The organism is Streptomyces sp. NPDC090045 (genome assembly GCF_044747975.1).
Taxonomy (GTDB): domain Bacteria; phylum Actinomycetota; class Actinomycetes; order Streptomycetales; family Streptomycetaceae; genus Streptomyces.
Genome location: NZ_JBIVFA010000004.1, coordinates 289,483 through 314,548 on the forward strand (window position 1 = coordinate 289,483; position 25,066 = coordinate 314,548).

The following is a 25,066-nucleotide window of genomic DNA, read 5'->3' on the forward strand; positions in this document are numbered from 1 at the left end:
TTAGCTCGTGAGATAAACGAATCCTCTCTCCGAGCCTACTGCCGACCGTTCGACCAGGGAGAATCATGAGCGCGCACGGCCATGTCGACCTCGGCCACACCGTGGCCGGCTGGACCGGTACCACCCTGGCCCTGCTGGGCTTCGCCGGAGCGGGCGCCGCCGTGTGCGCGGCCTGGACCCCCGGGATCTGGCTGGGCCTCGGCGTCGTCGCCGCGGCCGGGATCGTCACCTGGCTGCTGCACCTCGCCGGCTGGGGCAAACCGAGCGGACCCCGCCCGGAGGCCGACTGGGACTGGCGCACCCGGGACGCAGGCGCCCACGCCGGGCACGCGGACTGCCTGGGCTGCCGGGTCAGCGGACCGCGCCGAGCCGCGGCGGCAGCCCCTCGGCCTCGATCCGCCGTGTCGTTGCCTGCTGCGGATGGCAGCGCGTGAACCTGCGGGTGAAGTGCTCCCGGAAGGCCTCCGGAAGGCCTCCGGAAGGCCTCCGGAAGGAGCTGCTCCCCCGTTTCGCGGACAAGTCGATCGGAAGTTCGAATGCGCGCCGCGCCACGGTTGGCCGCGTTCAGCGTGTGCTGTAGGGGACCGTTGGGCAGGATCGAGACGGCCGCATATGCGGCCCGCAGTGGAACGTTGAGAAGGATCAGCCAGATGGCAACAGGCATCGTGAAGTGGTTCAACTCGGAGAAGGGGTTCGGGTTCATCCAGCAGGACGACGGCGGCCCCGATGTGTTCGTGCACTTCTCCGCGATCGCGACCACCGGATTCAAATCGCTGGAGGAGAACCAGGCGGTCGAGTACACCGTCACCCAGGGCCCCAAGGGCCCCCAGGCTGAGAACGTGGTTCCCCAGAGGTAGCCCGCTTCACGAGCCACACCCGTGAGGAGAGCCCCGCCGGTCCCCGGCGGGGCTCTCGCGCGTCCGGGGCCCGGACCGGCGGCTACCCGGCCCGGTGGAGGGCCAGGAGCAGGCGCCAGAGGTGGTCCGCCAGAGCCGGCGGGTCGGCCGGGACGGCGCCGTGCAGCCAGTCCGCGAGGACGCCGGTGAAGGCGGCGGCGACGGCCGAGGCGACCAGTTCCGGGTGCGGGGCTCCCGCGGCCGCACGCTCGGCGCGGGCGCGTTCGCGCAGCTCCCGGTGGAGGCGGTCGCCGAGCGGGCCGCCACCGCCCGGGAGGAGCAGGGTGCGGTAGAGCGGCGCCCGGTCGGCCGCGCCCGCGAGGAAGGCGGCCAGCGCCGCCGGGGGCCGGGCCGGGGGGAGTGCGGCGGGGCCGGTCTGCCAGGCGTGCAGGGCGTCGACCGCCGCGTGCACCACGTCGGCGCACGCGTCGACGGCGAGGGCGGTGAGGTCCTCGTAGTGCAGGTAGAACGTGGCGCGGCCGACCCCGGCCCGGCGGACCACCGCCGAGACGCTGACCTCCGCGAGCGGTGTGGTGGCGCACTCCGCGAGCAGGCTCTCGCGCAACCGCCCCTTCGTCCGGGCCGTGCGCGGGTCGCCCGTGCGCCGGTCGCCCGTACCCGGGTCCTCCGGGCTCACGCGGCCAGCAGCGCCGCGCCGAGGGCGAGGGCGCCGGGCAGGGCCTGGGCGACGAGGATCCGGCGGTTGGCGGTCGCGGCCCCGTACACCCCGGCGACGATCACGCAGACGAGGAAGAAGATCTGCGTGGCGAGCGAGTCGATGACGAGTGACCAGATCAGACCGGCGGCCAGGAAGCCGTTGTAGAGGCCCTGGTTGGCGGCGAGCGGCGCGGTGAGGCGGGCGGTGTCGGCGTCGAAGCCGGACAGCGCGCGGCCGGGCGGGCGCTCCCACAGGAACATCTCCAGGACCAGGAAGTACACGTGCAGGGCGGCCACGAGGCCGATCAGGATCTGAGCGACCGTGTGCATGGCCGCCTCCACTTCTGGGGGGAAGGAGGGGAAGGGGGGAAGGGGGGAGGGAATGGGGGCGCTATTTTCTGGACAACTGTACAGGAAGTCTTCTCCGGCCCGCTGTCGTACCCCGCGCCTACGCTGGCGGGGTGACCCTTCTCTACGAGGACTTCGGCACCGGACGCCACCGCGAGAGCACCCTCGTCCGGCACGCCCTCGGCAGCACCCACGACGAGGCGCTGGTGGCGGGCCTGGCCGGCGGTGTCGGCTTCATGTACTTCGTCTTCGAGTACGCGGGCCGACCGCCCCTGCTCACGATCGTGGCGCAGGCCCATCCCGACCCGTGGGTGGAGTCCGCCCTGGACCGCCTCCGCACCCCCTACGAGGTGTTCCGGAGCGCGAAACCCCGCTGGGACCGGGTGTACGCCGCCCTCGACGCGGGACAGCCGGTGTTCTGCACCGTGAACCGGTCCGGGCTGCCCTGGCACGCGGCCGCCGGGGACGCCGACGAGATGGCGGGCGCGGACCCGTACACCGTGGTCCTCGCCGGGTACGAGGACGGGACCCTGTACGTCGACGACGGCGCGGGCTCCCCGCACCCGATCGCGGAGGCCGCGTTCGGCGCGGCCTGGTCCGGGCACCGCAAGGGCCGCCACCGGATGATCGTGCCCACCGGCCCCGCGGCCGGCGCCCCCGACGTCGAGGGGGCCGTGGCGGCCACCGCCGCCCGCCTCACCGGTCCGGTGCTGGGCAACAAGTTCGACGTCAACTTCGGCTTCTCCGGGATGGAGAAGCTCGCCGCCCAGCTGCGCGACACCCGCACCAAGACCGGCTGGGAGCGCCGCTTCGGCACCCCCGAGGCCTTCCTCGCGGGGACCCGCCGGCTGTACGCCTGCCTGGAGGAGGAGTGGACCGCCCCCGGCGCCACCCGGCCGCTGTACGCGGACTTCCTCGACCTCGCCGGGCGGCCGGAGGCGGCCGCCCTCTTCCGCGACTCGGGCGGTCACTGGTCCCGGCTCGCCGGGCTGGCCCGCTCCGCCCGGACGCGGACGCGGCGGCGCGGCGCGCCCTGTTCGACGAGTGCGCCGCCCTGGTGGACCGCTCCCTGAGGCTGGAACGGCAGGCCGTCGCCCTGCTCTGAACCTCAGAGGTTGGCGTCCAGGAAGGCCCGGAACTCCTCGCGCGTCATCGGCCCGGCCTGGCTCGCCACCGCCTCGCCGTCCTTGACGATCACGGCGGTCGGCGCTCCGGTCACCCCGTAGCGCCTCGTCGGCCCGGGACACCGGGTCATGTCCGTGCGGACGGCCGTGAACCGCGTCCCGTACTCCTCGGTCAGCTCGCCGACGACCGCGTCCATCGCCCGGCAGGCCTCGACGGCCTTCGGCCAGGTGCCGCAGAAGTAGGCGAGAACGGGCCCGGTCGTCATCGACAGGATGAACTCGAACTCCTGGTCCTCCAGTGGCTGGTGCACCCGACGTGCCATGCGTGTCGCTCCTCGCTCGTACGCCCCCGCGATCGGGAGGGCGCCCCCATCATCGCCGCAATGTCAGTGGTGCCTGTGAAGCTGATCAGCATGGACGACAGGATGCTCCGGCGCCGGGTCTACGGCGCCGACCACGACGACCCCGACCCCGGCCCCCGCCCCGGCCACGTCTACGGCGAACTGGTCGGCGGGCCGCTCGACGGGCTCCTCCTGGACATCACCGGCTGGAGCGCGCCCCAGCTCGCCGAGGAGGCCAGGCTCCCCACCGAGATAGGGCGGTACGGGGCGGGCGGCCGCGCCCACTACCGCCGCCGCGCCGCGGACCCGCGCCACTGGGACTGGACGGGTGACAGCCGCTGACCTCCGGTGGCCGTCCCCGGAAAATCTTCGAAGAATTTCCCGGAGGCTGTCGATCCGGGCGTCTCCCGTTCGACGCAGGGGTGAGAGGCGGGGAAAGTCCCCGCCCTCCCGACCGAGGAGTCACCATGCCGCGCTTCCTGACGATGATCCGCATCGACGAGCAGGAACTTCCCCCCGAGACCCCGTTCCCGGCCGACTTCGAGCAGCGCATGGGCGCCCTGCACGAGGAGATCACCAAGGCCGGGGTCATGCTCGACACGGCCGGGCTGCTCCCCACGTCCGAAGGGACCCGCGTCACCTGGTCCGGCGGGAAGATCAGCTACACCGACGGCCCCTTCACCGAGACCAAGGAGGTCATCGGCGGCTACTCCCTCACCCAGTGCAAGGACAAGGCGGAGGCCATCGAGTGGACCCGCCGGTTCCTGGAGATCCACCCGGCGGAATGGAAGGTGAGCGCCGAGGTCCGGGAGATCCAGGAGATGTGATCCAGGGCGGCCGCGCCGCGTTTGCCCTGCCTCGTCACGGCTGCTCTGATGGGTGGCCGTGACGGCAGCGAGTGCGGCCCAAGCGGTCGAAGCGGTGTTCAGGATCGAGTCCGCGCGGATCATCGCCGGCGTGGCCCGGATCGTACGGGACGTCGGCATCGCCGAGGAGATCGCCCAGGACGCCCTGGTCGCCGCGCTCGAACAGTGGCCGGAGTCCGGCGTCCCGGAGCGGCCGGGCGCCTGGCTCATGGCCACCGCCAAGCACCGCGCCATCGACCTCGTCCGCCGCAAGGAGACCTACGCGCGCAAGCTCGCCGAGGTCGGCCGGACCCTGGAGGACGCGCCGCCGCCCGCCGAGCCCGCGGACCCCGAGGACATCGACGACGACCTGCTGCGCCTGATCTTCACCTCCTGCCACCCCGTTCTGGCCACCGAGGCCCGGATCGCGCTCACCCTGCGCCTGATGGGCGGGCTGACGACCCAGGAGATCGCCCGCGCCTTCCTCGCCTCCGAGCCCGCCGTCGCCCAGCGCATCGTCCGGGCGAAGCGGACCCTGGCCAAGGCCGGGGTGCCCTTCGAGGTCCCGTACGGCGCCGACCGCGACGCACGGCTCTCCTCGGTCTTGGAGGTCATCTACCTCATCTTCAACGAGGGCTACTCGGCCACCGCCGGTGACGACCTGGTTCGGCCCGCCCTCTGCGAGGACGCCCTGCGCCTGGCCCGCGTCCTGGCCGGCCTGATGCCCGGGGAACCCGAGGTGCACGGCCTCGCCGCGCTGCTGGAGTTCCAGGCGTCGCGCATCGCCACCCGCACCGGACCCGACGGGGAACCGGTCCTTCTCGCCGACCAGAACCGGACCCGGTGGAACCGCATGCTCATCGCCCGCGGCGCCCGGGCCCTGGGCCAGGCCGGGAACGGCCCGTATTCCGTCCAGGCCGCCATCGCCGGCTGCCACGCCGCGGCCGTCCGCTACGAGGACACGGACTGGCCGCGGATCGCCGCGCTCTACGCACGGCTCGTCCAGCTGGTCCCCTCACCGGTGGTGGAGCTCAACCGGGCCGTCGCGGTCTCGATGGCCGAGGGGCCGGAGGCGGCCCTGCCGCTGGTCGACGACCTGGCGCGGGAACCGGCCCTGCGCACCTACCACTTGCTGCCGTCCGTACGGGGCGACCTACTGGAGCGGCTCGGCCGGCCGCAGGAGGCCCGGGCGGAGTTCGAGCGCGCGGCTTCGCTGACGCGCAACGCGCAGGAGCGCAATCTGCTCCTGCGGCGCGCGGCCCGCCTCTGAGCGGGAAGCGGCGACCCCAACTCGCTTGAGAAGGCGCCCCCTTGCCCTCGATGTTTACGTCATATACTTTGTGTATGTCATAAACATCCGTCAGGGAGGGCCGAGATGCCCCGTGAGCCCCGAGGGCCGGGCGGGTCGGCCGCCCCGCCCGATCTCGCCGCCGTCGCCGACCTGCTGTGGCGGGTCGAGGCCGAGCGGACGGACGCGGGCCGCCCGCGCCTCACCCCGCGCCGGATCGTCGACGCGGCCGTCACCGTCGTCGACGCCGAAGGCCTGGACGTGCTGTCGATGCAGCGCGTCGCCGCAGAGCTGGGCTGCACGGCCATGGCCCTGTACCGGCACGTGCCCGGCCGCGAGCAGCTCGTCGCGGCCATGGTCGACGCGGCCACCGGCCGGCCGCCCGCGGCCACCGGGGCGGGGTGGCGGGCCGAGGTCGAAGCCTGGGTCGACGCGCTCTGGTCGACGTACGCCCGGCATCCGTGGATGGTGCGGGTGCCCACCGTCAGTGCGCCGGTCGGTCCGAACGAACTCGCCTGGTTCGAAGCCCTGTTGAGTCCGCTCGCCCGATCGGGTGCCGGCCGTGGCGAGCTGATCCCGCTCGCCACCTTCATCTCCGGAGCCGTGCGCGACCTGGCCAGGATGGCCACTGAACTCGACCCGGCCGGCGCCGCCACCTACGGACGGATCCTCGCCGAACGCCTCGATCCGGGGGCCTTCCCCACGCTCTGTTCCCTCGCGGGCGGGCCGGGGCTCGACGAGGACGAGGACGGCGACGTCGCCCCGATCGTCGCCTGCGGCATCGCCCGGCTGCTCGACGGCATCGAGAAGTCCTCACCACCGAGGGAAGGAAACCGATGAACGAGAACCACGTACGACGGCTCATGGGAATCTGCGGCATCGCGGCGGGCGCACTCGCGGCCGTCGCCGTACCGCTCTACTTCGTCCACTCCGGCCCGCCGCCCGCCGGCAACGTCCTCGCCCGGATCCTCCTCAACCTCCTCACCTGCGCGGCCCTGCTCGCCTTCCTCGCCGGCCTGCGCCACGTCATACGCGGCGCAGGCCCCGCCTTCGAGTGGCCCGCCACCCTGGTCTTCGGTGCCGGGCTGGCCTACGTCACCGTCACCCTGGTCGCCGCGTCCGTCGAGGCGGGCATCGTCCTGGAGCACCCCGGCGGGGGCCTCGACCCCACCGTCGACGGCCCGCTCGCCCACGCCAACATGCTGCTGCACGGCTCGGCCGCAAGGCTGCTGACGGCGGTGCTCCTCGCCGCCGCCGGGTACGCCATCCTGCGCGCCGGCGTACTGCCGCGCTGGACCGGGTACACCGCCTACGGCGTCGCCGCGGTCAACCTCGGCTTCGTCCCCTCGCTGTTCTTCGGCACGGACGCCGCCGACTTCTACAGCGCGGTGGGCTGGGGCAACACGGCGCTGACGGCGGCCCTCCTCGTCTACTGGGCCTTCGCCGTCGGGATCGCCCTGCTCCGGAGCACCCCGCGAGCCGCCCGGGCGGCCACCCCGTAGGCCCTCCGTAGGCCCCCGTGGGCCCCGGGTCAGCGGCGCCGGGCGTACGCGGCCACGTCGAGTGGAGTCCCCACCGGCCGACGCGGCGGGGTCAGCGCGATGGGCCGGCGGAACCCGCCGGTGCGGGCGATCTCCTGGACCGTCAGGCGCAGTGCCTGCTGGAGGTCGCCCATGGTCCGGCGGGCCGCCGGGGTGTCGACGTAGAGCGAGTTCATGTGCAGCCCGTCCGTGTCCCGCTGGAACCACGAACAGGCCCCGTTGGCGCGCGCCGACCACACGTGGGTGGCGGGCCGCCAGTCGTCGTGGCGCTCGGCGCCCGGGCACTTGCGCATGTCGATGTAGGAGAAGAAGTTCACCGGGTACGGCCAGGAGCGGGCGGCGAACTCCTCGGGGGCGAGCAGCTCCCACGCCCGCACGAACGGTACGTCGACATGGCCGATCATCTCGGTGAAGCCGGCCCGCACCGAGGCCATGACCTGGGCGAAGTCCCGGCCGGGTGAGGCGTCGAACTCGATGGGCATGGTGTTGACGAACCAGCCCACCGAGTTCGTCCAGGTTCCCCGGCCGCGTTCGCTGACCGGCATGAGCCCCCGGTAGACGCCCGGCCCGCCCGCTTCGCGCAGGCACACGGCGACGGAGGCGAGCACCCCCATGAAGGGCTTGCCGCCGGCCGTCATGCAGGTCTTCTCGAACACCTCGGTCTCGCCGGCGTCCAGCAGCAGCGAGGCCTCGTTGACGATCGGGTACATCCGGTCCGCCTCGACGCCCAGATCGAGCGGGAAGCGGGGGAAGAACTCGCCGGCCCGGTCGATGAAGGCCTTCCAGTAGTCCAGGCGTTCGTCGCGGGCGTCGATGGACAGGTAGCGGCGGCGCTGCTGGTCGGCGAAGTCGAGGTAGCTCGGGGCGGGCGGCAGCGCGATCTCGTCGCCGCGGCTCAGGGCCTCGTAGGCGGTGAGCACCTCACGGACGACGATGGGCATGGACATGCCGTCGCAGACGATGTGGTCGAAGGCGAGGTAGACCGTGGCGGAGTCCTCACGGAGCACCGCGCCCATGATGAACAGCGGCCAGGAGAGGGTGTCGATGCTCCGCTTGAACCGTTCGACGAGGAAGGCGTTCAGCAGCTCGGCGGACTCGAAGGTGCCCACGTCCAAGGGGTCGAGGGAGAGTCCGGCGGGGTCGAAGGGCTCGCAGGCCAGCTCCCCGGCCAGCCGGCGGAAGGCGCACCGCAGCACCTCGTGCCGCCGGACGAAGGACAGCAGGGACTGCGCCAGGGCCTCCTCGTCCAGCGGGCCGGTCACTTCGAAGGTGACCGCGACCCACGACGCGACCGGGTCGTCGGCCGCCCGGCTCTCCTCGGCGACGGTGAAGTGCTTGTCCTGGTTGAAGGACGCCTTCCTGCTCGCCGGATCGTCCGCGCCGCCGGCCTCCGCCGCCGTGGACCGGAGCCGCCACTCGACCACCCGGCCGGGTGCCACGTGGTGCATCTCCAGAGGAAACTGCCGCATACCGTCATCCCTTCGTCCCCCGGATCAACCCCAAGGCCCTAACGACCCCCGGCCCGGGGAAGTGACGAACCACTTGCACCGGGCCGAGGGGCGGGGCCGCAGGGCGGGGGTCGGGGGCCGCGGTCTTAGGGTTCGGCCATGGAAGACATGAGCGAGCGGGTTGTTCGAGCGGCCATCGATGCAGAGCTGAGGCTTCTCGATCCTGAGGTGCGTGCTTCGCCGATTCTTGTTTCGGGGCTGCTGGACCCGGAGTTCATCGAGTTCGGGGCATCCGGCCGGCGGTGGGACGCGTCATCGATCCTCGCCGTGACGAGCGGCGGCTCCGTGGATCCGGAGTCCCCGGTCGAGGTCAGCGAGATGTCAGGGGTCGTACTCGCTCCGGGTGTCGTTCACCTGACGTACTTCTCCGACAACAGCGGACGACGAGCATGGCGAAGCTCCCTGTGGCGCATGACGGAAACGGGCTGGCGCATGTACTTCCACCAAGCCACTCCGACCGGCTGAGCGAAGGTGGCCGAACGGGGGTTTCCGGGGGCCACCCCGCTTGAACGTGTTCAGTTCTTCTGTCAGGCTACGGACCAACTGCAGGGCTGAACAGCGTCGATGCGCGTCCTGTCATCGTGCGCGCCTGCGCCTACGGGGGGTTTCGTGTCCATCCCAGTCCCACCGCCCGGCCCGCCACCGCCGCGAGACTCCCGTCCGGCGACGCCTGCGCCTCCGGCTCCGCCGCGGGGGAACCGTGTGGAAATGGCCTTCGCATGGTCCTGCCTCGGCAGTGTCTTCGGTGCGGTGCTGTTCATCATCGCGGTTCTCTTCGGCAGCAGTTGGATCTGCCCCGTCGGCATCATCGTTGCGATGCTGCTCTTCCTGGCGATGCTCAGCGCGAAGATCTGAGCCCTCGTCCGGAACGGAACCCCGGCGCGGTGTGATCAGCTCGGCGAGGTTCGAGCAGCCCGGCCGCCCGGGCCCGCTGCCGCCACGAGGCCCGCCCGGGACAGGGCCTGCATCTGCTTGGCCAGGTAGCTCGGCGAGACGTCGTGCAGCAGAGCCAACCGGGCGGCGGGCACCGGCTGACTCGCCGCGGCCGGCCTTCGACGAGGGCCCGCCGTACCGTACGGGGCGTGTGGGCTACGGGCAGCTGATGCGGATGTCGCCCGCGTCGGTGGTGCAGGTGTCGGTGCCCGTGCCGCCGTTGGCGGTGTCGTTGCCGGCGACGCCGTCGGTGGTGGTGAGGCGGTCGTTGCCGTAGTAGCCGGTGAGGACGTCGCCGCCGGTGCCGCCGTTGAGGGTGTCGTCGCCGAACCCGCCGTCGATGTTGTCGTTGCCGGGGCCGCCGTACGCGGTGTCGTTGCCGTAGCCCGCGCGGATCGTGTCGTTGCCGCTGAGCCCGCAGATCACGTCGGTGAAGTAGCCGCCGTTGAGGGTGTCGTTGCCGCTGGTGCCGATGATGGTGCAGCCGCGGCTGTTGTTCACCGTGGTGGTGGCGGTCGCGGTGTTGTTGGCGGTGCTGGGGTCGCTCTCGGTGGCGGTGACCGTGGCGGTGTCGGTCAGGGTGCCGGTCTGCGAGGGTTCCACGGTGATCGTCACGGTGGCGGTGGCGCCCGGGGTGCCGGAGGTGGTCAGCGTACCGATGGGGCACGTGACGCGGCCCGGGGTGACGGTGCAGCTGCCGCGGGTGGTGGTGGCCGACAGGATGGTGGCCGTTCCGGTGAGGGTGTCGGTCAGCTGGACGTTCGTCGCCATGGTCGTGGCGCTGTTGTTGGCCACGCCGACGGTGTACGTGGCGGTGTCGCCGATGCTGACGGTGGACGGCGTCCCGGTCTTCGTCACCGACACGTCCGCGCCGGGCGGTGGCACGATGCCCCCGCCGCCCTGGTAGCGGGCCAGGCCGAGGTGAGAGGTGAAGCTGTACGCCTCGCCCGCGAGCCCGCCGGCGAGGATCTTGCCGTCGGGCTGGATGCGCACGACGTGGGCCAGATCGTCCGGGCCGCCCATGTCGGTGGTCACCCGGCCGTCGCCGTGGAAGCCGGGGTCGAGGCCGCCACCCGTGTTGTACCGCGCCAGCGCGAAGTCACCGCCGTACTGTCCGGCCGCGACGATCCGGCCGTCGGACTGCAGTGCCACGTCGTAGGCCGCGCCGTCCGCGGGGCCGAACGAGGTGGTCACCCGGCCGTCGCCGTCGAAGGACGGGTCCAGGGCTCCTGCGGAGGTCAACCGCGCCAGCCCGAAGGCGTTGCCGTCCTTGCCGGCCGTCACGATCTTGCCGTCGGACTGCAGGGCCACGCCCAGGATCCCGGAGCCGAAGCCGGTGGTGACCCGGCCGTCGCCGTCGAAGGACGGGTCCAGGCTGCCGTCGGTGTCGTACCGGGCGAGCGCGAAGCCGTTGGTGCTGTAGCCGCCGGCGACGATCCGGCCGTCGGACTGCAGCACCACGTCGGTGACCCCCTGGCAGCAACCGCCCCCGAGGTCGGTGGTGACGATGCCGTCGCCGCTGAAGCCCGGGTCCGGGGCGCCGGCGGAGGTCAGGCGTGCCAGGGACCACACCCCGAAGCTCTCCCCGCCGAGGACGATCTTCCCGTCGGACTGCACCGCCACCGCCATGGCGCTCTCGATCGCGTCGACGTTGATCTCCAGGGTCGCCCGGCCGTCGCCGTCGAAGGTGGTGTCCGTGCTCCCGTCGGGGTTGAAGCGGGCCGCCGCCCAGGCGCCGTTGCCGCCCCAGTCGGTGGTGCCCCCGACCACGACGATCTTCCCGTCGGGCTGCAGGGCCAGTGCCCGGGCCTCCTCGTTGGCCTGGTCGAAGTCGGTGGAGGCGATGCCGTCGCCGTCGAAGGTGAGGTCCAGGCTGCCGTCGGGGTTGTAGCGGACCAGGGTGAAGTCGCCCGAGGTCTCGGAGGAGTAGGCGTAGCCGACCGTCACGATCTTTCCGTCGGGCTGGACGGCCATGCCCTGGACGCTGGAGAAGCCGCCCACGTCCGTGACGACCTTGCCGTCGCCGTCGAAGGCCGGGTCCAGATCGCCGGGGGCGGCCGCGGCCACGCCCGGGAGGGTCAGTACGAGGGCCAGGGCCGCCGCGCTCATCGCGCCACCGCGGCCGGCCCGGCGCCAGGGGGAATTGAGGGACATCCGCGACCACTACTCCGTCTGTCGGTTCGTCGGGTCCCCACAGCTTTCGGGGACGCCCGCGGTGGTCGGGTCGTGGCCGGGCCGGTGTGCGTCCACTGGACCTTCCGGTTTCACCGTTACGGGTGATCCCGGGGCTGGGTCGCCGGCTCCTGGCCAGGGGCGACGGGCCGCGGGACGTAGGGCGGCGCAGTCTGCCCTCGAGGTTGCCCCCGTGGCCCTCTCGCGAGTTGGTCCCCAGGTGCTAGGAGAGGGAGAGCAGACCTCCGACATCTGGAGCACCATGAAACGTGAACGTGAACAGGCCGGGCGACCGGCCCCCGTGCCCCGGGGCACCCGGACCCGGCCGCAGGCTCAGAACGCGTCCCCGGCGCCGGGGAACTCCGTGCCCGGCCCGGACGTGCTTGCGACGATGCAACGCACCGTGGGCAACGCGGCGGTGGCACGGATGGTGCAGCGTTCCTCCGTGCACCGGGTGCTCGATTCGCAAGGAAAGCCGCTGGAGCCCTCGCTTCGCGGCGAGATGGAGGCCAGGCTGGGCGCGGACTTCTCCGACGTGCGCGTCCACACCGACCAGGCGGCCCGGCAGTCCGCGGCCGAGGTCGGAGCCAGGGCCTACACCTCCGGCAACCATGTCGTGGTGGGCCGCAACGGTGGCGACAAGCACACGCTCGCCCATGAACTCACCCACGTGATCCAGCAACGCACCGGCCCCGTGACGGGCACCGACACCGGTGACGGTCTCAAGGTCAGTGACCCTTCCGACGCGTACGAACGTGCGGCCGAGGCCAACGCGGTCCGCGCGATGTCCGGCCCGGCGCCGTCACCGGCACAGGCACCGGCGCACGGCGAGCACGCCACCGAGCCGGCCCCCGCTCACCGGCAGAGCGGCGAGGCGGCAGCCGTCCAGCGGGCCCTGCCGTTGGGGCTCGGGCCGCAGACCGCCGTCGTCAAGCACGAGGACGACAGGGACAGTCCGGTGCGCTACGAGATCCACAAATTCAATTTCGGGTCCTATCTGATCGCCGACAAGGACAACCCGGAGGCGAAGAAGATCCGTGTGTCCCCCAGCGCCAAGGAATGGGGAACCGTTGAGGGGCGCGAGGAATCCCGTAGGAACTACGAGGCTGCCCGCGAGCGGGAGATGGATCCGGAGGCGGTCGCCGCCAAGCAGAAGCAGGGGGACCTCGATCTCGGCGAGAACTACCTCAGCGCGGACTACCGCCGGATCAATCCGCTGCTGGCGGCCTTCGAGGAGGTCGGCTACGCCCCTGACGAGATCACGGACGCCGGCTTCTCCTTCCAGTCGAAGGAGGCGGAGGTGCTTGCGGCCTGGCGCAGGCTGGCCGTCGCACGGGGTTATGCGAACGAGGCGGCCACGGAGTCGTGGGACGCGGAGCACCTGCGGAACACCTTCCAGATCTTTGCCCGGATCAACGGCGTCTGGAGTGACTTCCCGGAGTCTTCCGCGAACGCGGACGGGAAGGTGGTGCGGGGCGACAGCAAGTACATGTACGACTCGTTCGACGGAATCCTGAAGCCCGACGACCATCCGGACGGCGGCTACGTCACGGTCGGCAAGACGATCGTGTGGCCCGCGATCCTGTCGACCACCTACGGTGATCCGCTGACCCACGGCTATGTGGCAGGAAAGGAGATCGTGTGGGAATTCGGTCTGCCGGACAAGCACCAGGGACGATCGCTCGGCAAGAACAACCAGTCCGAGCAGGAGATGACCTTCCCCCTCGGCACCAGGATCCGCGTCAAGGAAATTCTCGTACGGACGGGTGAATACCAGGAGGAGAAGGCGGAGAAGTACGGCAAGAGCGCTGCCGTGATCGTGTTCGCCGACATCCTGTGACTTGTGAGGGGATAGCTCGTCACGACGGTTGCAGAACCGTCGGGTCACCGACGAGTTCCGCCATCACGGTGCGCGGCAGCGCGGGGTTGGCGGCGGCCTCCTCCGCCACCCCGGGGTGCTCGTCGGAGAGCAGTGTGGTGACGGTCGCCGACGGGAGGGCCGGATGGGCGGCGGCCAGCGGACGGGCCGTCCGGTCCGCCAGGCAGGCGAGCAGGGCCGGCCCCGTCGCGTTCGGGTGCCGGGCGACCTCCTTGAACACCTTCCGTACGGGCGGTTGATGCCGGGTCAGGTGCTCCAGCAGGGCCCCGGACGCGTCCGGGTTGGCGGCCACCGCCGCGAGGACCTGCACCCCGTGGAGCGAGACCATCGAGCGCAGCCGGTCCTCGGACAGGCCCGGGTGCGGGGCGACGGCCCTGACCACCGCCGCATCCGGGTCCCCGGCCAGCGCGTCGCGCAACTCCACCGGCAGATCGCGCCGCTGCGCCACGAGGATCCGTACGGACGCACGCGGGGACGCGGCCAGTTCCGCGAGTTCGGAGGGCGGGGCGGCGGCGATCCGCGGCAGCAGCGACGGCCAGGTCCGGAGCGTGGTGGCCAGGTCCGCCAACACGTCGAGCGGCACCCGCGGATGCTGCGCCAGACTCCGCCGTACCTGCTCCTCCGGGTCGGTGGCCAGGACCCGGATCAGCTCCGGCCCGATCCCGGGGTTCTGCGCGAGCGTGGCCCGGACCCCGGGCCGCGGATCGGCGGCCGTCCGCGCGTACAGGGGCTGCGGCAGATCGGCGCGCTCGGCGAACACCCAGGTCAGAGCCAGCTCGGGGTCCTCGGCGAGGGCGGCCACGGCGGGAGCCGGGGTGGCCGGATTGGCCGCCGCCGCGCGGCGGACCTCGGGATGCGGGTGCCGCGTGAGGCGGGCGGCTTCGGCGGGTTCGGTGGTCCAGAGGGCCAGTTCGGAGACGACCTCCAGGTCCGGGTCGGCGGCGAGGGCCGCGACCACGTCCGGGGGCAGTCCGGGACAGGAGGCCAGTTTCCAGCGGATGCCGGGGGAGGGGTGCGCCGCGAACAGCCGGGCCCACTCCGGCAGGCCGCGGCCCTCGTCGAGGAGGGCGAGGGCCACGGACGGCCGCGCCGCCGGGTCGACGTCGGCCGTGGTCAGGTGCCCTCTGCGGGCGAGCAGCACGGCGGTGGCCTCGTCGCGCGCGGCCAGGGCCGCCACCTGGGCGCGGCCGAGATCGCCGCGCCCGGTCAGGGCCCGGACCAGCTCGTCGAGCAGCTCGTCGACCAGTTCCTGGGCGGCGTCGTCGACGAGGCCCTCGGACGGGCCGGGCTCCGCCACGGCCCGGGCGATCAGCCGGTCGACCAGCCCGGGCGGCAGCGCGGGGTTCGCGGCGAGGCCGCACAGGACGTCGTTCACTGGCCGGCTCCGGTCTGTGGTGCGGCTGCGGCCGTCCCGGTCCCGGCCGGCACCGCGGTGTGAGGTGTGAGGTGCGAGGTGTGCGCGGCGCCGGTGCGGCCGCTGCGCGGTGAGCGGTCGATCTCCCGCCGGATCCGGTCCGGTCCGGTTCGGCGGCCGGCCGGTCCCGCCCGGGACGATACAGCGGCAGGGGCGGGGCAGTGAAGCGGATTGATCAGCCGTCGCCGGCGCGCCGTTCCAGGGGTGTTGCTACTGCCGAGTTGCTCACACTGAACGTGACGCTGCCGGCCCGGTAGCGGTCGTCGGACCACTCGATCGGGCGGCCGGTCGCCGTGGCGGAGACGTGCCGCTGGCGCAGCAGCGGACTGCCGCGCCGGATCGCCAGCAGCCGGGCGTCCTCGCTGCCGGCCGGGAGGGCGTCGATGAGGTGCTCGCCGTAGTGGGCGACGACCCCGGACGAGTCCGCCAGCCGGTCCATGATGGAGCGGCAGTCCTCCGGCATGGCCTCCACCGCTGCCGCGACCCAGTCCGGATAGGCCGTCCGCTCGACCATGGTGGGTTCCCCGTCGAGCAGGCGCAGCCGCAGCACCGCGAGGATCTCCGCGCCAGGCGCCACCGCGAGCCGTTCCGCCTCCTCGGCGGTCGCGGGCCGGCGGGTGCGGGAGAGGAAGCGGCTGGCGGCCTCGTGCCCGACCCCCTCGGCCCACTGGGCGAAGCTGTTCAGTTCGCCGAAGCTGTGCCGGCGCTCGTGGCGCAGAACGATCCTCCGCGCGCCCTGCCGGGAACCGATCAGCCCCTCGGCGGCGAGGGTGGCCACCGCCTGGCGGACCGTGCCGCGCGAGGCGGACCAGCGGGCGGCCAGGTCGCTCTCGGAGGGCAGCTGGGAACCCACCGGGTGCTCGCCGGAGAGGATCGCCCGGCGCAGCGCGTCGGCGATCTCCAGATACCGGACCGTGCCCATGCCCTTCGCCCCCTGGTCGGTGTGTACGGATCACCCCGGTCGATGCCCTACTCATGATCATTCCAACATGCCCTGTCACGACTTATTCCGGTCATTCTCAGCTCTTCGTCGAGCCGTGCACCCGGGGACAGCCGCCGTTCACCGTCCGTACAGCGGGCCCGGGCGAACTGGTGCCAACTTGTTCAGACAAGTGAACCCACCCTCGTCTCCGGGAGAGACCGTGCTCAGTTCCTCCGCCCGTCGCGGTGCGGCCGTACTGCTCAGCGCCGCCGTACTCACCACGCTCAGCGCGTGTGGTGCGGCACCCGACCAGAAGTCCGGCGGCGCCGGCGCCACCAAGACCGGCGTACAGCCGGGCGCCGCGGCCTCGGTGGCCGACTTCGGCTCGATGGAGGCCCTCGTCGCCGCCGCGCAGAAGGAGGGCAAGCTCAATGTGATCGCGCTGCCGCCGGACTGGGCGAACTACGGCGAGATCATCAAGGCCTTCGAGGCCAAGTACAAGATCAAGGTGAACAGCGAGAACCCGGACGCCTCCAGCGCCGACGAGATAGCCGCCGTCAAGTCCCGCAAGGGCCAGGACCGCGCCCCCGACGTGCTGGACCTCGGCATCGCCTTCGCCCGCAGCGGCGCCGCCGAGAAGCTCTTCGCCCCGTACAAGGTGACCGCCTGGGACAAGATCCCCGGCTCCCAGAAGGACGCCGACGCCCGCTGGTACAACGACTACGGCGGCTACGTCTCCATCGGCTGCGACGCGGCCCGCATCACCACCTGCCCGAAGACCTTCGCCGATCTCCTCAAGCCGGAGTACAAGGGCAAGGTCGCCCTCAACGGCAACCCCACCAAGTCCGGTTCGGCCTTCGGCGGCGTCTACGCGGCCTCGCTCGCCAACAAGGGCTCCTTCGCGGACATCCAGCCGGGCATCGACTTCTTCGGACAGCTGAAGAAGAGCGGCAACTTCATCCCCGTCGAGTCCACCCCGGCCACCGTCGAGAAGGGCGAGACGCCCATCTCCATCGACTGGGACTACCTGAACGCCGGCTACGCCGAGCAGTTCAAGGGCAAGGGCGTCGACTGGAAGGTCACCGTCCCCGCAGACGGCGTCTTCGCCCAGTTCTACTCGCAGGCCATCAACGTGGACGCCCCGAACCCGGCGGCCGCCCGCCTGTGGATGGAGTTCCTCTACAGCGCCGAGGGCCAGAACCTCTGGCTCAAGGGCCACGCCCGTCCGGTGCTGCTGCCCGTCATGACCGAGGACGGCACCGCCGACAAGGACGCCGTCGCCAAGCTCCCGCAGGTCCAGGGCACCCCGGCCTTCCCGGCCTCCGCGGAGCTCGACCGGGCCAAGGCCACCCTCGCCGAGAAGTGGGACAAGGCACTCTCCTGATGTCCACCTCCTCCTCACACGCCGCCGGCGGCACCAGCCGCCGGCGGCGCGGCCCGCGCACCTGGCTCGCGGCCCTCCCGCTCCTCGTCTTCACCGGGCTCTGCTTCGGCATCCCGCTCGGCGCCATGGCCTTCGGCGCGGTCACCCGCACCGACCAGGCGAGCGGCGCCACCCGGCTGACCGGCGAACACCTCGCGCGGTCGCTCCAGGGCCCCTACCTCGGCTCGCTCGTCGGCAGCGTCCAGCTCTCCGCCCTCACCGCACTCGTCGGCGGAGTACTCGGCGTCGTCATCGCCCAGGCCGTGGTCACCTCCCGCTCCAAGGGCCTGCGCAGCGCGGTACTGACCGGCTCGGGCGTACTCGCCAACTTCGGCGGCGTACCCCTCGCGTTCGCCTTCATCGCCACCGTCGGCATCTCCGGAGTCGTCACCCAGCTCGCCGATCTCGGCAGCCTCGGCTGGAACCTGTACTCCTTCACCGGCCTCACCGTGGTCTACCTGTACTTCCTGATCCCGCTGATGGTGCTGGTGATCGCCCCGGCGCTGGACGGACTGCGCCCCCAATGGCGCGAGGCCGCCCAGAGCAGCGGGGCCACCGGATGGCAGTTCTGGCGCCACGTCGGCCTGCCGGTGCTCGCCCCCTCCCTGCTCGGCGGGTTCGTGCTGCTCTTCGGCACCGCCTTCGCCGCCCACGCCACGGCCGCGGCCCTCGTCGGCGGTTCCGTACCGCTCGTCACGCTCAAGATCGCGGACGCGCTGTCCGGAAACGTGCTCACCGGCCAGGAGAACGTGGCGCTCGCCCTGGGCCTCGACATGATCCTGATCGCCGGCCTGGTCATGGCGGTCTACCTGCCCCTCCAGCGACGGAGCGCCCGATGGCTGCGATGAACACCCCCGCCCCGCCGGCCCAGGCCACCCCGCAGGGCGGGCCCCGGGCGGACGACCGTACGAGCGGGCCCGCGCGAGGCGACACCCGGGCCCCGGGCTCTGCCCCGGCCCCCGCCGCCCCGCCCGGCACCCAGGCCCGGCAGGGCCGCGGCCCCCGCCGCCCCGGGGTCTGGCGCGGAGCCGTCCTCGCCCTGGCCGGCGTGTACTTCATCGGCCCGCTCCTCGCCTCCTTCGTCTTCACGGTGCACGTGCCCGGCCAGGGCATCACTTTCGAGGCGTACGGCGAACTGCTCTCCGCCGACGGCTTCACCGAGAGCCTGCTGCTCTCCCTCGGCCTCGCCGCCGCGACCATCGCGCTGTCGCTGCTGCTCGCGGTGCCCGCGCTGGTGGCCGTACGCATCGGCTCCCCGAGGCTGCGCCCGGTCGTCGAGGTGATGTGCATGCTGCCGCTGGTGGTACCGCCGATCGCCCTGGTCACCGGAATATCCACGGTGCTGCGCTGGGGACCGGAACACCTGTCGCGCACCCCGCTCTACCAGACCTTCATCGCCGTCCAGAACGAGAAGTTCCCCGTCGTCCTGGTCCTCGCCTACACCGTCCTGGCGCTGCCCTTCGTCTACCGCTCGCTCGACGCGGGCCTGCGCGCCGTCGACGTGCCGACGCTCGTCGAGGCCGCCCGCAGCTGCGGCGCGAGCTGGCCGTACGTCGTCCTGCGCGTGCTCCTGCCGAACCTGCGGGCCTCGCTCGCCGGCGCCGCCTTCCTCACCCTGGCCCTCGTGCTCGGCGAGTTCACGATCGCCTCCCTCCTCGGGTTCCAGCCGTTCGCCGTGTGGATCGTCTCGATCTCCGGAGCCCAGGCCCGGATGTCCGTGGCCGTCTCCATCCTCAGCCTGCTCATCACCTGGCTGCTGCTGATCGCCCTCTCACGGGCGGGGACCACCCCCTCCACCGCCGCGGCCGCCCCCGCCACCACCTCCCGCAAGGAGTCCTGACCCCCATGCCCACCACCCTCCCCGCGGCCGGGAAGCCGGCGGACGCCACCGAGCCCGCGGACCGCACCGAGCAGGCGGGCGGCGCACGCGTCGAATTCCGCGGTCTGCGCAGGGCGTTCGGCTCCACCATCGCCCTCGACGGACTCGACCTGACCGTCGAGCCCGGCGAACTCCTGGCCCTGCTCGGCCCGTCCGGCTGCGGGAAGACCACCGCCCTGCGCGTCGTCGCCGGCTTCGAGCAGCCCGACTCCGGTGAGGTGCTCGTCGACGGCCAGGACATCACCCGGGTCCCGGCCAACCGCCGCGACGCCGGCATGGTCTTCCAGTCGTACAGCCTCTTCCCCAACCTCAACGCCCGCGACAACGTCGCCTTCGGACTGCGCGTACGCAAGGTCGGGGCGGCCCAGCGCCGCGAACGGGCCGCCGAACTGCTCGACCTGGTCGGCCTCCCCGACCACGGCGACCGCTACCCGCACCAGATGTCGGGCGGCCAGCAGCAGCGCGTCGCGCTCGCCCGCGCGCTGGCCCTGCGCCCGCGCGTACTGCTGCTCGACGAGCCGCTGTCCGCGCTGGACGCCAAGGTGCGGTCCAACCTGCGCGAGGAGATCCGCCGGCTCCAGCTCTCCCTCGGCATCACCACCGTGTTCGTCACCCACGACCAGGAGGAGGCGCTGTCGATGGCCGACCGGGTCGCCGTCCTGAACGCCGGCAGGCTGGAACAGTGCGCGGCCCCGGCCGAGCTGTACGACCGCCCCGCGACCCCCTTCGTCGCCGAGTTCGTCGGCACCATGAACCGGCTGCCCGGGCGGCTCGCCGGCTCGGGCCTCGTGGAGGTGGCGGGAGCGCGCCTGCCGGTGGACGGCCCGGTGCCGTCGACCCCGGACGTGGAGGTCCTCGTACGACCCGAGAACGTGACGGCGACCGCCGACGCGCAGGGCACGGCCACCGTGGTATCCGCGTCCTTCTTCGGCTCCGTGACCCGGCTCCACCTGGAACTGCCCGGCGGCGTACCGGTCAAGGCGGACCTGCCCTCGCGGGACGCCGGAGCCCTGGTGCCCGGTGCGCGGGCCGCCGTGGGACTGGCCGAGCGGCCGGTGCTCGTCGTGGCCAGGTCCGCGTGAGCGCCCTCGCCGCGGTCCTGTTCGACATGGACGGCACCCTGGTCGACACCGAAGGGCTGTGGTGGCGGGCCACCGAGGAGGTGGCCGAGGGCCTCGGCCACCGGCTCACCGACGCGGACGCGCCCGAGGTGGTCGGCCGCGCGGTGGAGGACACCGCCGCACACCTCGTACGGGTCTCGGGAGGGGGAGACCCGTACGAGGTGGGGGCGGCCCTCACCGACCGCTTCTTCCGCCGGGTGGAGGCCGGGGCGCCGATGCGGCCCGGCGCCCAGCGGCTGCTGACCGCGCTCACGGCGCAGGGCGTGCCCTTCGCCCTGGTCAGCGCGTCCCCGCGGGTGGTCGTGGACTCGGTGGTCGGGGGCTCGCTGGCCCATGTCCCCTTCGCCTTCACCCTGTCCGCCGACGACACGGCCCGCACCAAGCCGCACCCGGACCCGTACCGGGCGGCGGCCGGACGGCTGGGCCTCGTACCGCAGGCGTGCGTGGCGGTGGAGGACTCGCCGGACGGCGCGGCCTCCGCGGAGGCCGCCGGCTGCGGGGTCCTGGTCGTGCCCTCGCTGCTGGCCGTCCCCGCCTCACCGAAGCGGGTCTTCGCCCGCTCCCTGGAGGAGGCCACCCCCGACCTCCTGCGGAGCTGCCTGCCGGCCACCCGCTAGCACCCGTCCCGCAGGACCGGCCGGGCGGCCGGTCCGGCGGGACGGAAAAGGCCGGGCGGGTGGGCGGCCGCCCTGTCTAGGGTGGGCGGATGAACGGGATACGGATCGTGGCCGATCAGGCACACCGGGCCGAGTGGCGGGGCGGGTTCGAGGAGCGGGTGCTGGCCGGCTACCGGGCTGCGGGCTGCTCGGAGCCGCTGGCCCGGGCCCTGCTGGAACGGGCGCTCGAGGGCATCGACGGCTGGACGCTCGCCACGGACGGCACCGGGTGGATCGCGGTCTCGGTGACGGAGGACGCCGGCGCGCCCGTGGGCCGGATCCATGACCTGACGGTGCCGCGGGGGCGCGCGTGGGCCGAGCGGTGGTGCGCAGGGCACGGGGCGCAGCGGGTGGAGGTCCGGCTCACCGGCGGCGGACCGGGGGAGTTCGCCCACTACCCCGTACGGGGACAGATCCGGATGCGCGCCGCGGCCGAACGGCCCGAGCTGCCGCCGGGCCTGGCCGTCCGCCGGCTCACCGAGGAGGAGTACCCGGCCTGGTACGCCGCCGAGGAGGCCGGGTACATCGGGGACATCGTCCGCTCCGGAACCCTGACCCCGGAGCAGGCCAAGGCGAAGTCCGACCAGGACTTCGCCCGATACCTCCCGCAGGGATACCGGACCCCGGGCCACGCCTTCTACGTGATGGAGGCCGACGGCCGGGCGGTCGGCACCGGCTGGGTGAACCACGGCTTCCTGCCGGGCGTCACCTTCGGCTTCTCGCTGGAGGTGTACGAGGAGCACCGCGGCAAGGGCTACGGCCGGGCCGCGATGGCCGTCGGCGAATGGGCCGCCCGGCAGGGCGGCGACGAGGCGATGATGCTCAACGTCTTCGGCGGCAACGACGTCGCGATGAGCCTGTACGACAGCACCGGCTTCGCCGTGCTGGACGAGTACCGCTCGACCGGCCTCCAGGCCGTCTAGGCCGCCTCCGCCGTCAGGGGATCCGGGCCGGCGAAGCCCTCAGGAACCGGCGGCGCGGAAGGCCGTGGCGCGGACGGTGGTGCCGCAGAGCGCGAACTGCCCGCCGTCGTCGGGCGCGACCTGCAGCCCGCCGCCTCCCACGCCCAGCACGATCGAGGGCGCGACGGTCGGCTCGGCGCCGGAGGCACAGTACCCGTCGGCCTCACCGAGCACCGGGGTGAAGGTGAGCAGGGTCCAGGCCCGGCCGCCGGCCTGCAGTTCGACGGGGCGTGCCTGGCCCTGCGGAACCACGTTCAGCGGCTTGTTGCGGTCCGGCGAGCCCTGACCGGCGAGGGCGACGGCGGGGAAGCCCTTCAGGGCGCACGCCTGCGGACCCTCGTTGACCAGCGTGATCCGCACCTGGCTGCCGCGGATCTGCTGCGCGCCGTCCGCGAGGAGCCGGGTGTTCGTACAGGGCGGGGCGGGTGCCCGCCGCCCGTCCGGCGGCTGCGCCGCGGCGCCCTGACCCGCGGCCAGCAACAGGCCGCAGGTCACGGCGCCCGTCGCGATCCAGAGGGTCGTGGTCCCGGCCACGCCTGCACGCGTCGTGCCCTTCATGCGGTCTCCTCACCGTCCGCAGGACGCCCGCTCACGCCGGGCCACATCCCCCCAGCCTCGCACCACCCCCGGCCGACGGCACCCGTAACGCTCTGACCTGGACTAGGAGGTCGGCAGGCCGAGGATCTCCAGGATGCCTTCCGCGTAGGCGGCGGGTCCCGAGCCGGGGGCCGCTGCGACTTCGCGGCGGAAGCCGGCGGTACCGGTGCGGATGAACGCGACGCACTGCCCGTGCAGCCCGGCCTCGTGGGTGCCGCCGTCGTCCACCGTGCACAGCAGGGCCAGCAGCGTCCACAGCAGCGCCTCGCGGGTCGCCTGCCGAGGCGGCTGCGCAGCCCACACGGCCATCAGCACGCCGCATACCGCCGGCGCCGGCGGTTTCAGGTTCTCCGCGAAGAAGACGTGGCCCTCCAGCGCGTGGAACGCGGCCGGATGACCCTCGGCGGCATCCCGTACGGCGGCCACCAGATGGCCCGCCGAACGGCCGCAGCCGCATTCCGTCGACTCCCAGTCGTGCCGGGCGATCTCCGCCTCCACCGCGTCCGGAACCAGCGGACTGCGCGGCACGGCGCCCTGGCGCAGCAGAGCATGCTGCCGCTTCTCGCTCCCCCTCATGGGGCACAGTATGAGCCCATGGCCGACCGCTCTGCGAGGGGGGTCGGAACCGGATCACCAGGGCCTTCGTCTGAGACCCCGTGTGGATGAAACGAAGAGTTCCGGCCCTGCTCCTCGCCCTGCTCGTGACACAGCTCGGCGCCCTGATCAACCCCGCGTACGCGTGCGGATGCGGGGCCATGGTGCCCGACGGCCAGTCCCGGATCGGCGTCGACCGGGAGACGTCCGTCGTGCGCTGGGACGGCCGTACCGAGCAGATCGTCATGCGTTTCACCGTCGGCGGGGACGCCCGCCGGGCCGCCTGGATCATGCCGGTGCCCGGGCGGGCCACCGTGGAGCTCGGCGACGGGGACATGTTCGGCGAACTGAAGGACCTGACCCGGCCCGAGCGCAAGGCCCGCCACTACTTCTGGCCGCGCGACCGGGACTGGCCCTTCTCCTCCGGCCGCGGCGACCTCGCCGGCGCCGCACCCCCGGGCGCCGGGGACCCGTCCGTCGGCGTCGTCGGCCGCGAACAGCTCGGCGACTTCGACGTCGCCCGGCTCACCGCCACCGACCCGGCCGCCCTGAAGACCTGGCTGGAGACCAACGGCTTCCAGCTCCCCGACCGGCTCGCCGCCGAAGTCCAGCCGTACGTCGACCAGCGGTGGGAGTACGTGGCCGTCCGGCTCGCCCCACGCCAGCAGGGAAAGGTGCTGCGCGGCGACCTCGACCCGCTGAGGATCCGCTTCGAGAGCGACCGGCTGGTCTACCCGATGCGGCTCTCCCGCATGGCGAAGACGCCCCAGTCGCTCGGCCTGTACGTGCTGGCCGACCACCGCATGGAACCCGCCTCCCGGATCGGCGGCTCAGCGCCGAAGGTGACCTTCGCGGGGACCGTGCACCCGAAGGACGGCCCGATCGCCGAACTGGCGGGCGGCAAGCCGGTGTTCCTCACCGCGATCGACCAGGAGTTCCCGGAGCCGGGCCGCATCGACGCCGACCACGAACTGCGCGCCACCGCCGAGGACACCCCGTACCGCAGGGTGGTCTACCGCAACGAGCTGCTCACCGTGGGGGACGGCATACCCGTCTGGCTCCTGACGGTATCGGCCGCCCTGGCGGCGCTCGCGGGCTCCTTCTTCGCGCTGTTCCGCCGCCGCCAGCTCCGGCTCCGGCTCCGCGAGGACCGGGCCGCCTGAGGTCCCCCGTACGGGTGGCCCGCCCGGCCGGCTACGACTCGACGGGCCGGCGGAGCAGGGCCGTCCACAGGAAGGCCTCGCCGAACAGCGGGGACCCGGCGTCCTCGTCGTTCATGCGGCGCAGCTCGACCTCCGTCAGGTCGGCGAAGATCGCGCGCAGGGACTCCGGGGTGTAGGCGAGGCCGCCCTGGAGTCCGGCCTCGCGGTAGAACGCCTCGTCGGGGAGTTCGGAGCCCATCGCACCGGCCGCGAAGCAGGTGAGCGCGAGCTGCCCGCCGGGGGCGAGGGCCCGGTCGAGGAGGGCGAGGTAGCTGATGCGGCGGTGCGGCGGCAGGTGGTGGAAGCAGCCGGAGTCGTAGATCAGGTCGTACGGGCCCTCCAGCCCGGTCGCGGCGAGCGCGAAGGCGTCGCCGCAGTGGAAACGGACCGCGGCCCCCGCCTCGCGGGCCCGCTCCCCGGCCCAGGCGATGGCCGCCGGCGACAGGTCGACGGCGTCCACCTCGAAGCCCAGGGACGCGAGGTACAGCGAGTTGCGGCCCGGACCGCAGCCCAGGTCGAGGGCGCGGCCCGGGGCGACCAGGCCGCGCTCGACGTACGAGACCAGGTTCTCGTCCGGCTTCGACACGAAGAACGGCACGGCCTTCGAGCGGTCCGCGTAGAAGCCGTCCCACCACGAGGCCCCGCCGGCCGTCCAGCGGTCGGCCTCCGGAGCGAAGAGGCCGTCCAGCAGCCTCAGTACGTCGTCCACCGTGCGTATGTTCCGGTCCATCCGGCCCCCTCCCGATGAGGAGATCCTATGGCGG

At 72.8% G+C, this 25,066-nt stretch carries 28 protein-coding genes and 1 pseudogene; 18 read left to right on the forward strand and 11 right to left on the reverse strand.

Features of this window, described 5'->3' with window-relative positions:
- The first annotated feature begins 65 nt into the window (after positions 1-65).
- Entirely contained in the window at positions 66-434 is a 369-nt protein-coding gene (locus tag ACIPYQ_RS13530; RefSeq protein ID WP_401249990.1) for an HGxxPAAW family protein, read from the forward strand.
- Positions 435-650: 216 nt separating this feature from the next.
- On the forward strand, positions 651-857 hold the full coding sequence (locus tag ACIPYQ_RS13535) for a cold-shock protein (protein ID WP_401249993.1): 207 nt from the start codon (positions 651-653) through the stop codon (positions 855-857).
- An 82-nt stretch (positions 858-939) separates the two neighbouring features.
- Here the strand turns inward: ACIPYQ_RS13535 and ACIPYQ_RS13540 are convergent, their stop codons facing one another.
- Complete coding sequence (locus ACIPYQ_RS13540) at positions 940-1,533, reverse strand: TetR/AcrR family transcriptional regulator (RefSeq protein ID WP_361759748.1); 594 nt, start codon at positions 1,531-1,533, stop codon at positions 940-942.
- Positions 1,530-1,883, reverse strand: coding sequence for a DUF1304 domain-containing protein (locus tag ACIPYQ_RS13545; protein WP_327412239.1), 354 nt, complete (start codon positions 1,881-1,883; stop codon positions 1,530-1,532). Before ACIPYQ_RS13545 ends, ACIPYQ_RS13540 begins: the two co-directional genes overlap by 4 nt.
- 131 nt (positions 1,884-2,014) lie before the next feature.
- On the opposite strand from ACIPYQ_RS13545, the gene ACIPYQ_RS13550 reads away from it, so the two are divergent.
- Positions 2,015-2,974: a BtrH N-terminal domain-containing protein gene (locus ACIPYQ_RS13550; protein ID WP_401249997.1), complete on the forward strand. Its 960-nt coding sequence runs from the start codon at positions 2,015-2,017 to the stop codon at positions 2,972-2,974.
- A gap of 35 nt (positions 2,975-3,009) precedes the next feature.
- Here ACIPYQ_RS13550 and ACIPYQ_RS13555 read toward each other — a convergent pair whose 3' ends face one another.
- Entirely contained in the window at positions 3,010-3,348 is a 339-nt protein-coding gene (locus ACIPYQ_RS13555) for a thioredoxin family protein (RefSeq protein WP_401250001.1), read from the reverse strand.
- A gap of 90 nt (positions 3,349-3,438) precedes the next feature.
- Between ACIPYQ_RS13555 and ACIPYQ_RS13560 the strand changes: the two genes are divergently transcribed.
- The 5 genes from ACIPYQ_RS13560 (at position 3,439) to ACIPYQ_RS13580 (ending at position 7,001) form a co-directional block, all read left to right on the forward strand.
- Positions 3,439-3,708: a hypothetical protein gene (locus ACIPYQ_RS13560; protein WP_319725395.1), complete on the forward strand. Its 270-nt coding sequence runs from the start codon at positions 3,439-3,441 to the stop codon at positions 3,706-3,708.
- Between the two features lie 125 nt (positions 3,709-3,833).
- Positions 3,834-4,193, forward strand: coding sequence for a YciI family protein (locus ACIPYQ_RS13565; protein ID WP_361759760.1), 360 nt, complete (start codon positions 3,834-3,836; stop codon positions 4,191-4,193).
- A gap of 52 nt (positions 4,194-4,245) precedes the next feature.
- On the forward strand, positions 4,246-5,481 hold the full coding sequence (locus ACIPYQ_RS13570) for an RNA polymerase sigma factor (RefSeq protein ID WP_401250005.1): 1,236 nt from the start codon (positions 4,246-4,248) through the stop codon (positions 5,479-5,481).
- A gap of 105 nt (positions 5,482-5,586) precedes the next feature.
- Entirely contained in the window at positions 5,587-6,339 is a 753-nt protein-coding gene (locus ACIPYQ_RS13575; protein ID WP_401250008.1) for a TetR/AcrR family transcriptional regulator, read from the forward strand.
- Complete coding sequence (locus ACIPYQ_RS13580; RefSeq protein WP_401250011.1) at positions 6,336-7,001, forward strand: hypothetical protein; 666 nt, start codon at positions 6,336-6,338, stop codon at positions 6,999-7,001. Before ACIPYQ_RS13575 ends, ACIPYQ_RS13580 begins: the two co-directional genes overlap by 4 nt.
- A 29-nt stretch (positions 7,002-7,030) precedes the next feature.
- Here ACIPYQ_RS13580 and ACIPYQ_RS13585 read toward each other — a convergent pair whose 3' ends face one another.
- Entirely contained in the window at positions 7,031-8,509 is a 1,479-nt protein-coding gene (locus ACIPYQ_RS13585) for a condensation domain-containing protein (RefSeq protein WP_401250014.1), read from the reverse strand.
- A 147-nt stretch (positions 8,510-8,656) separates the two neighbouring features.
- On the opposite strand from ACIPYQ_RS13585, the gene ACIPYQ_RS13590 reads away from it, so the two are divergent.
- Complete coding sequence (locus tag ACIPYQ_RS13590; RefSeq protein WP_401250839.1) at positions 8,657-9,013, forward strand: DUF4440 domain-containing protein; 357 nt, start codon at positions 8,657-8,659, stop codon at positions 9,011-9,013.
- Positions 9,014-9,256: 243 nt separating this feature from the next.
- On the forward strand, positions 9,257-9,403 hold the full coding sequence (locus ACIPYQ_RS13595; RefSeq protein ID WP_401250017.1) for a hypothetical protein: 147 nt from the start codon (positions 9,257-9,259) through the stop codon (positions 9,401-9,403).
- 83 nt (positions 9,404-9,486) lie between these two features.
- On the opposite strand, the pseudogene ACIPYQ_RS13600 reads toward ACIPYQ_RS13595, so the two are convergent.
- Positions 9,487-9,591, reverse strand: a pseudogene (locus tag ACIPYQ_RS13600) (transcriptional regulator); the annotation flags it as partial.
- Positions 9,592-9,637: 46 nt separating this feature from the next.
- Positions 9,638-11,635, reverse strand: coding sequence for a calcium-binding protein (locus ACIPYQ_RS13605; RefSeq protein ID WP_401250020.1), 1,998 nt, complete (start codon positions 11,633-11,635; stop codon positions 9,638-9,640).
- 409 nt (positions 11,636-12,044) lie between these two features.
- Here ACIPYQ_RS13605 and ACIPYQ_RS13610 point away from each other — a divergent pair, with 409 nt between their 5' ends.
- Positions 12,045-13,493, forward strand: a complete 1,449-nt coding sequence (locus ACIPYQ_RS13610) for a DUF4157 domain-containing protein (protein ID WP_401250023.1) — start codon at positions 12,045-12,047, stop codon at positions 13,491-13,493.
- 19 nt (positions 13,494-13,512) lie between these two features.
- Here ACIPYQ_RS13610 and ACIPYQ_RS13615 read toward each other — a convergent pair whose 3' ends face one another.
- Both ACIPYQ_RS13615 and ACIPYQ_RS13620 read right to left on the reverse strand, forming a co-directional pair.
- Positions 13,513-14,907, reverse strand: coding sequence for a hypothetical protein (locus ACIPYQ_RS13615; RefSeq protein WP_401250026.1), 1,395 nt, complete (start codon positions 14,905-14,907; stop codon positions 13,513-13,515).
- A gap of 214 nt (positions 14,908-15,121) precedes the next feature.
- Positions 15,122-15,868, reverse strand: coding sequence for a GntR family transcriptional regulator (locus ACIPYQ_RS13620; RefSeq protein ID WP_401250029.1), 747 nt, complete (start codon positions 15,866-15,868; stop codon positions 15,122-15,124).
- 220 nt (positions 15,869-16,088) lie between these two features.
- On the opposite strand from ACIPYQ_RS13620, the gene ACIPYQ_RS13625 reads away from it, so the two are divergent.
- The 6 genes from ACIPYQ_RS13625 to ACIPYQ_RS13650 all read left to right on the forward strand — a co-directional run bounded on the left by ACIPYQ_RS13625 (position 16,089) and on the right by ACIPYQ_RS13650 (position 21,870).
- Positions 16,089-17,252, forward strand: coding sequence for an extracellular solute-binding protein (locus tag ACIPYQ_RS13625; RefSeq protein WP_361759784.1), 1,164 nt, complete (start codon positions 16,089-16,091; stop codon positions 17,250-17,252).
- Positions 17,252-18,139: an ABC transporter permease gene (locus ACIPYQ_RS13630; protein WP_401250032.1), complete on the forward strand. Its 888-nt coding sequence runs from the start codon at positions 17,252-17,254 to the stop codon at positions 18,137-18,139. Before ACIPYQ_RS13625 ends, ACIPYQ_RS13630 begins: the two co-directional genes overlap by 1 nt.
- Entirely contained in the window at positions 18,127-19,131 is a 1,005-nt protein-coding gene (locus ACIPYQ_RS13635) for an ABC transporter permease (protein ID WP_401250035.1), read from the forward strand. The genes ACIPYQ_RS13630 and ACIPYQ_RS13635 overlap by 13 nt, the downstream gene beginning before the upstream one ends.
- 5 nt (positions 19,132-19,136) lie before the next feature.
- Entirely contained in the window at positions 19,137-20,252 is a 1,116-nt protein-coding gene (locus ACIPYQ_RS13640) for an ABC transporter ATP-binding protein (RefSeq protein WP_401250038.1), read from the forward strand.
- On the forward strand, positions 20,249-20,908 hold the full coding sequence (locus ACIPYQ_RS13645) for an HAD family hydrolase (RefSeq protein WP_401250041.1): 660 nt from the start codon (positions 20,249-20,251) through the stop codon (positions 20,906-20,908). The genes ACIPYQ_RS13640 and ACIPYQ_RS13645 overlap by 4 nt, the downstream gene beginning before the upstream one ends.
- 89 nt (positions 20,909-20,997) lie before the next feature.
- Complete coding sequence (locus ACIPYQ_RS13650) at positions 20,998-21,870, forward strand: GNAT family N-acetyltransferase (protein ID WP_401250044.1); 873 nt, start codon at positions 20,998-21,000, stop codon at positions 21,868-21,870.
- 39 nt (positions 21,871-21,909) lie between these two features.
- Here the strand turns inward: ACIPYQ_RS13650 and ACIPYQ_RS13655 are convergent, their stop codons facing one another.
- Together ACIPYQ_RS13655 and ACIPYQ_RS13660 are read right to left on the reverse strand one after the other, a co-directional pair.
- Positions 21,910-22,467 carry a DUF4232 domain-containing protein gene (locus ACIPYQ_RS13655; RefSeq protein WP_401250047.1) on the reverse strand — a complete coding sequence of 186 codons (558 nt, stop codon included), beginning with the start codon at positions 22,465-22,467 and terminating at the stop codon, positions 21,910-21,912.
- Positions 22,468-22,569: 102 nt separating this feature from the next.
- Entirely contained in the window at positions 22,570-23,082 is a 513-nt protein-coding gene (locus ACIPYQ_RS13660) for a hypothetical protein (protein WP_361759805.1), read from the reverse strand.
- Positions 23,083-23,168: 86 nt separating this feature from the next.
- Between ACIPYQ_RS13660 and ACIPYQ_RS13665 the strand changes: the two genes are divergently transcribed.
- Complete coding sequence (locus tag ACIPYQ_RS13665; protein ID WP_401250050.1) at positions 23,169-24,263, forward strand: DUF2330 domain-containing protein; 1,095 nt, start codon at positions 23,169-23,171, stop codon at positions 24,261-24,263.
- Between the two features lie 31 nt (positions 24,264-24,294).
- Here the strand turns inward: ACIPYQ_RS13665 and ACIPYQ_RS13670 are convergent, their stop codons facing one another.
- Positions 24,295-25,032: a class I SAM-dependent methyltransferase gene (locus ACIPYQ_RS13670; protein WP_401250052.1), complete on the reverse strand. Its 738-nt coding sequence runs from the start codon at positions 25,030-25,032 to the stop codon at positions 24,295-24,297.
- Positions 25,033-25,066: the final 34 nt, after the last annotated feature.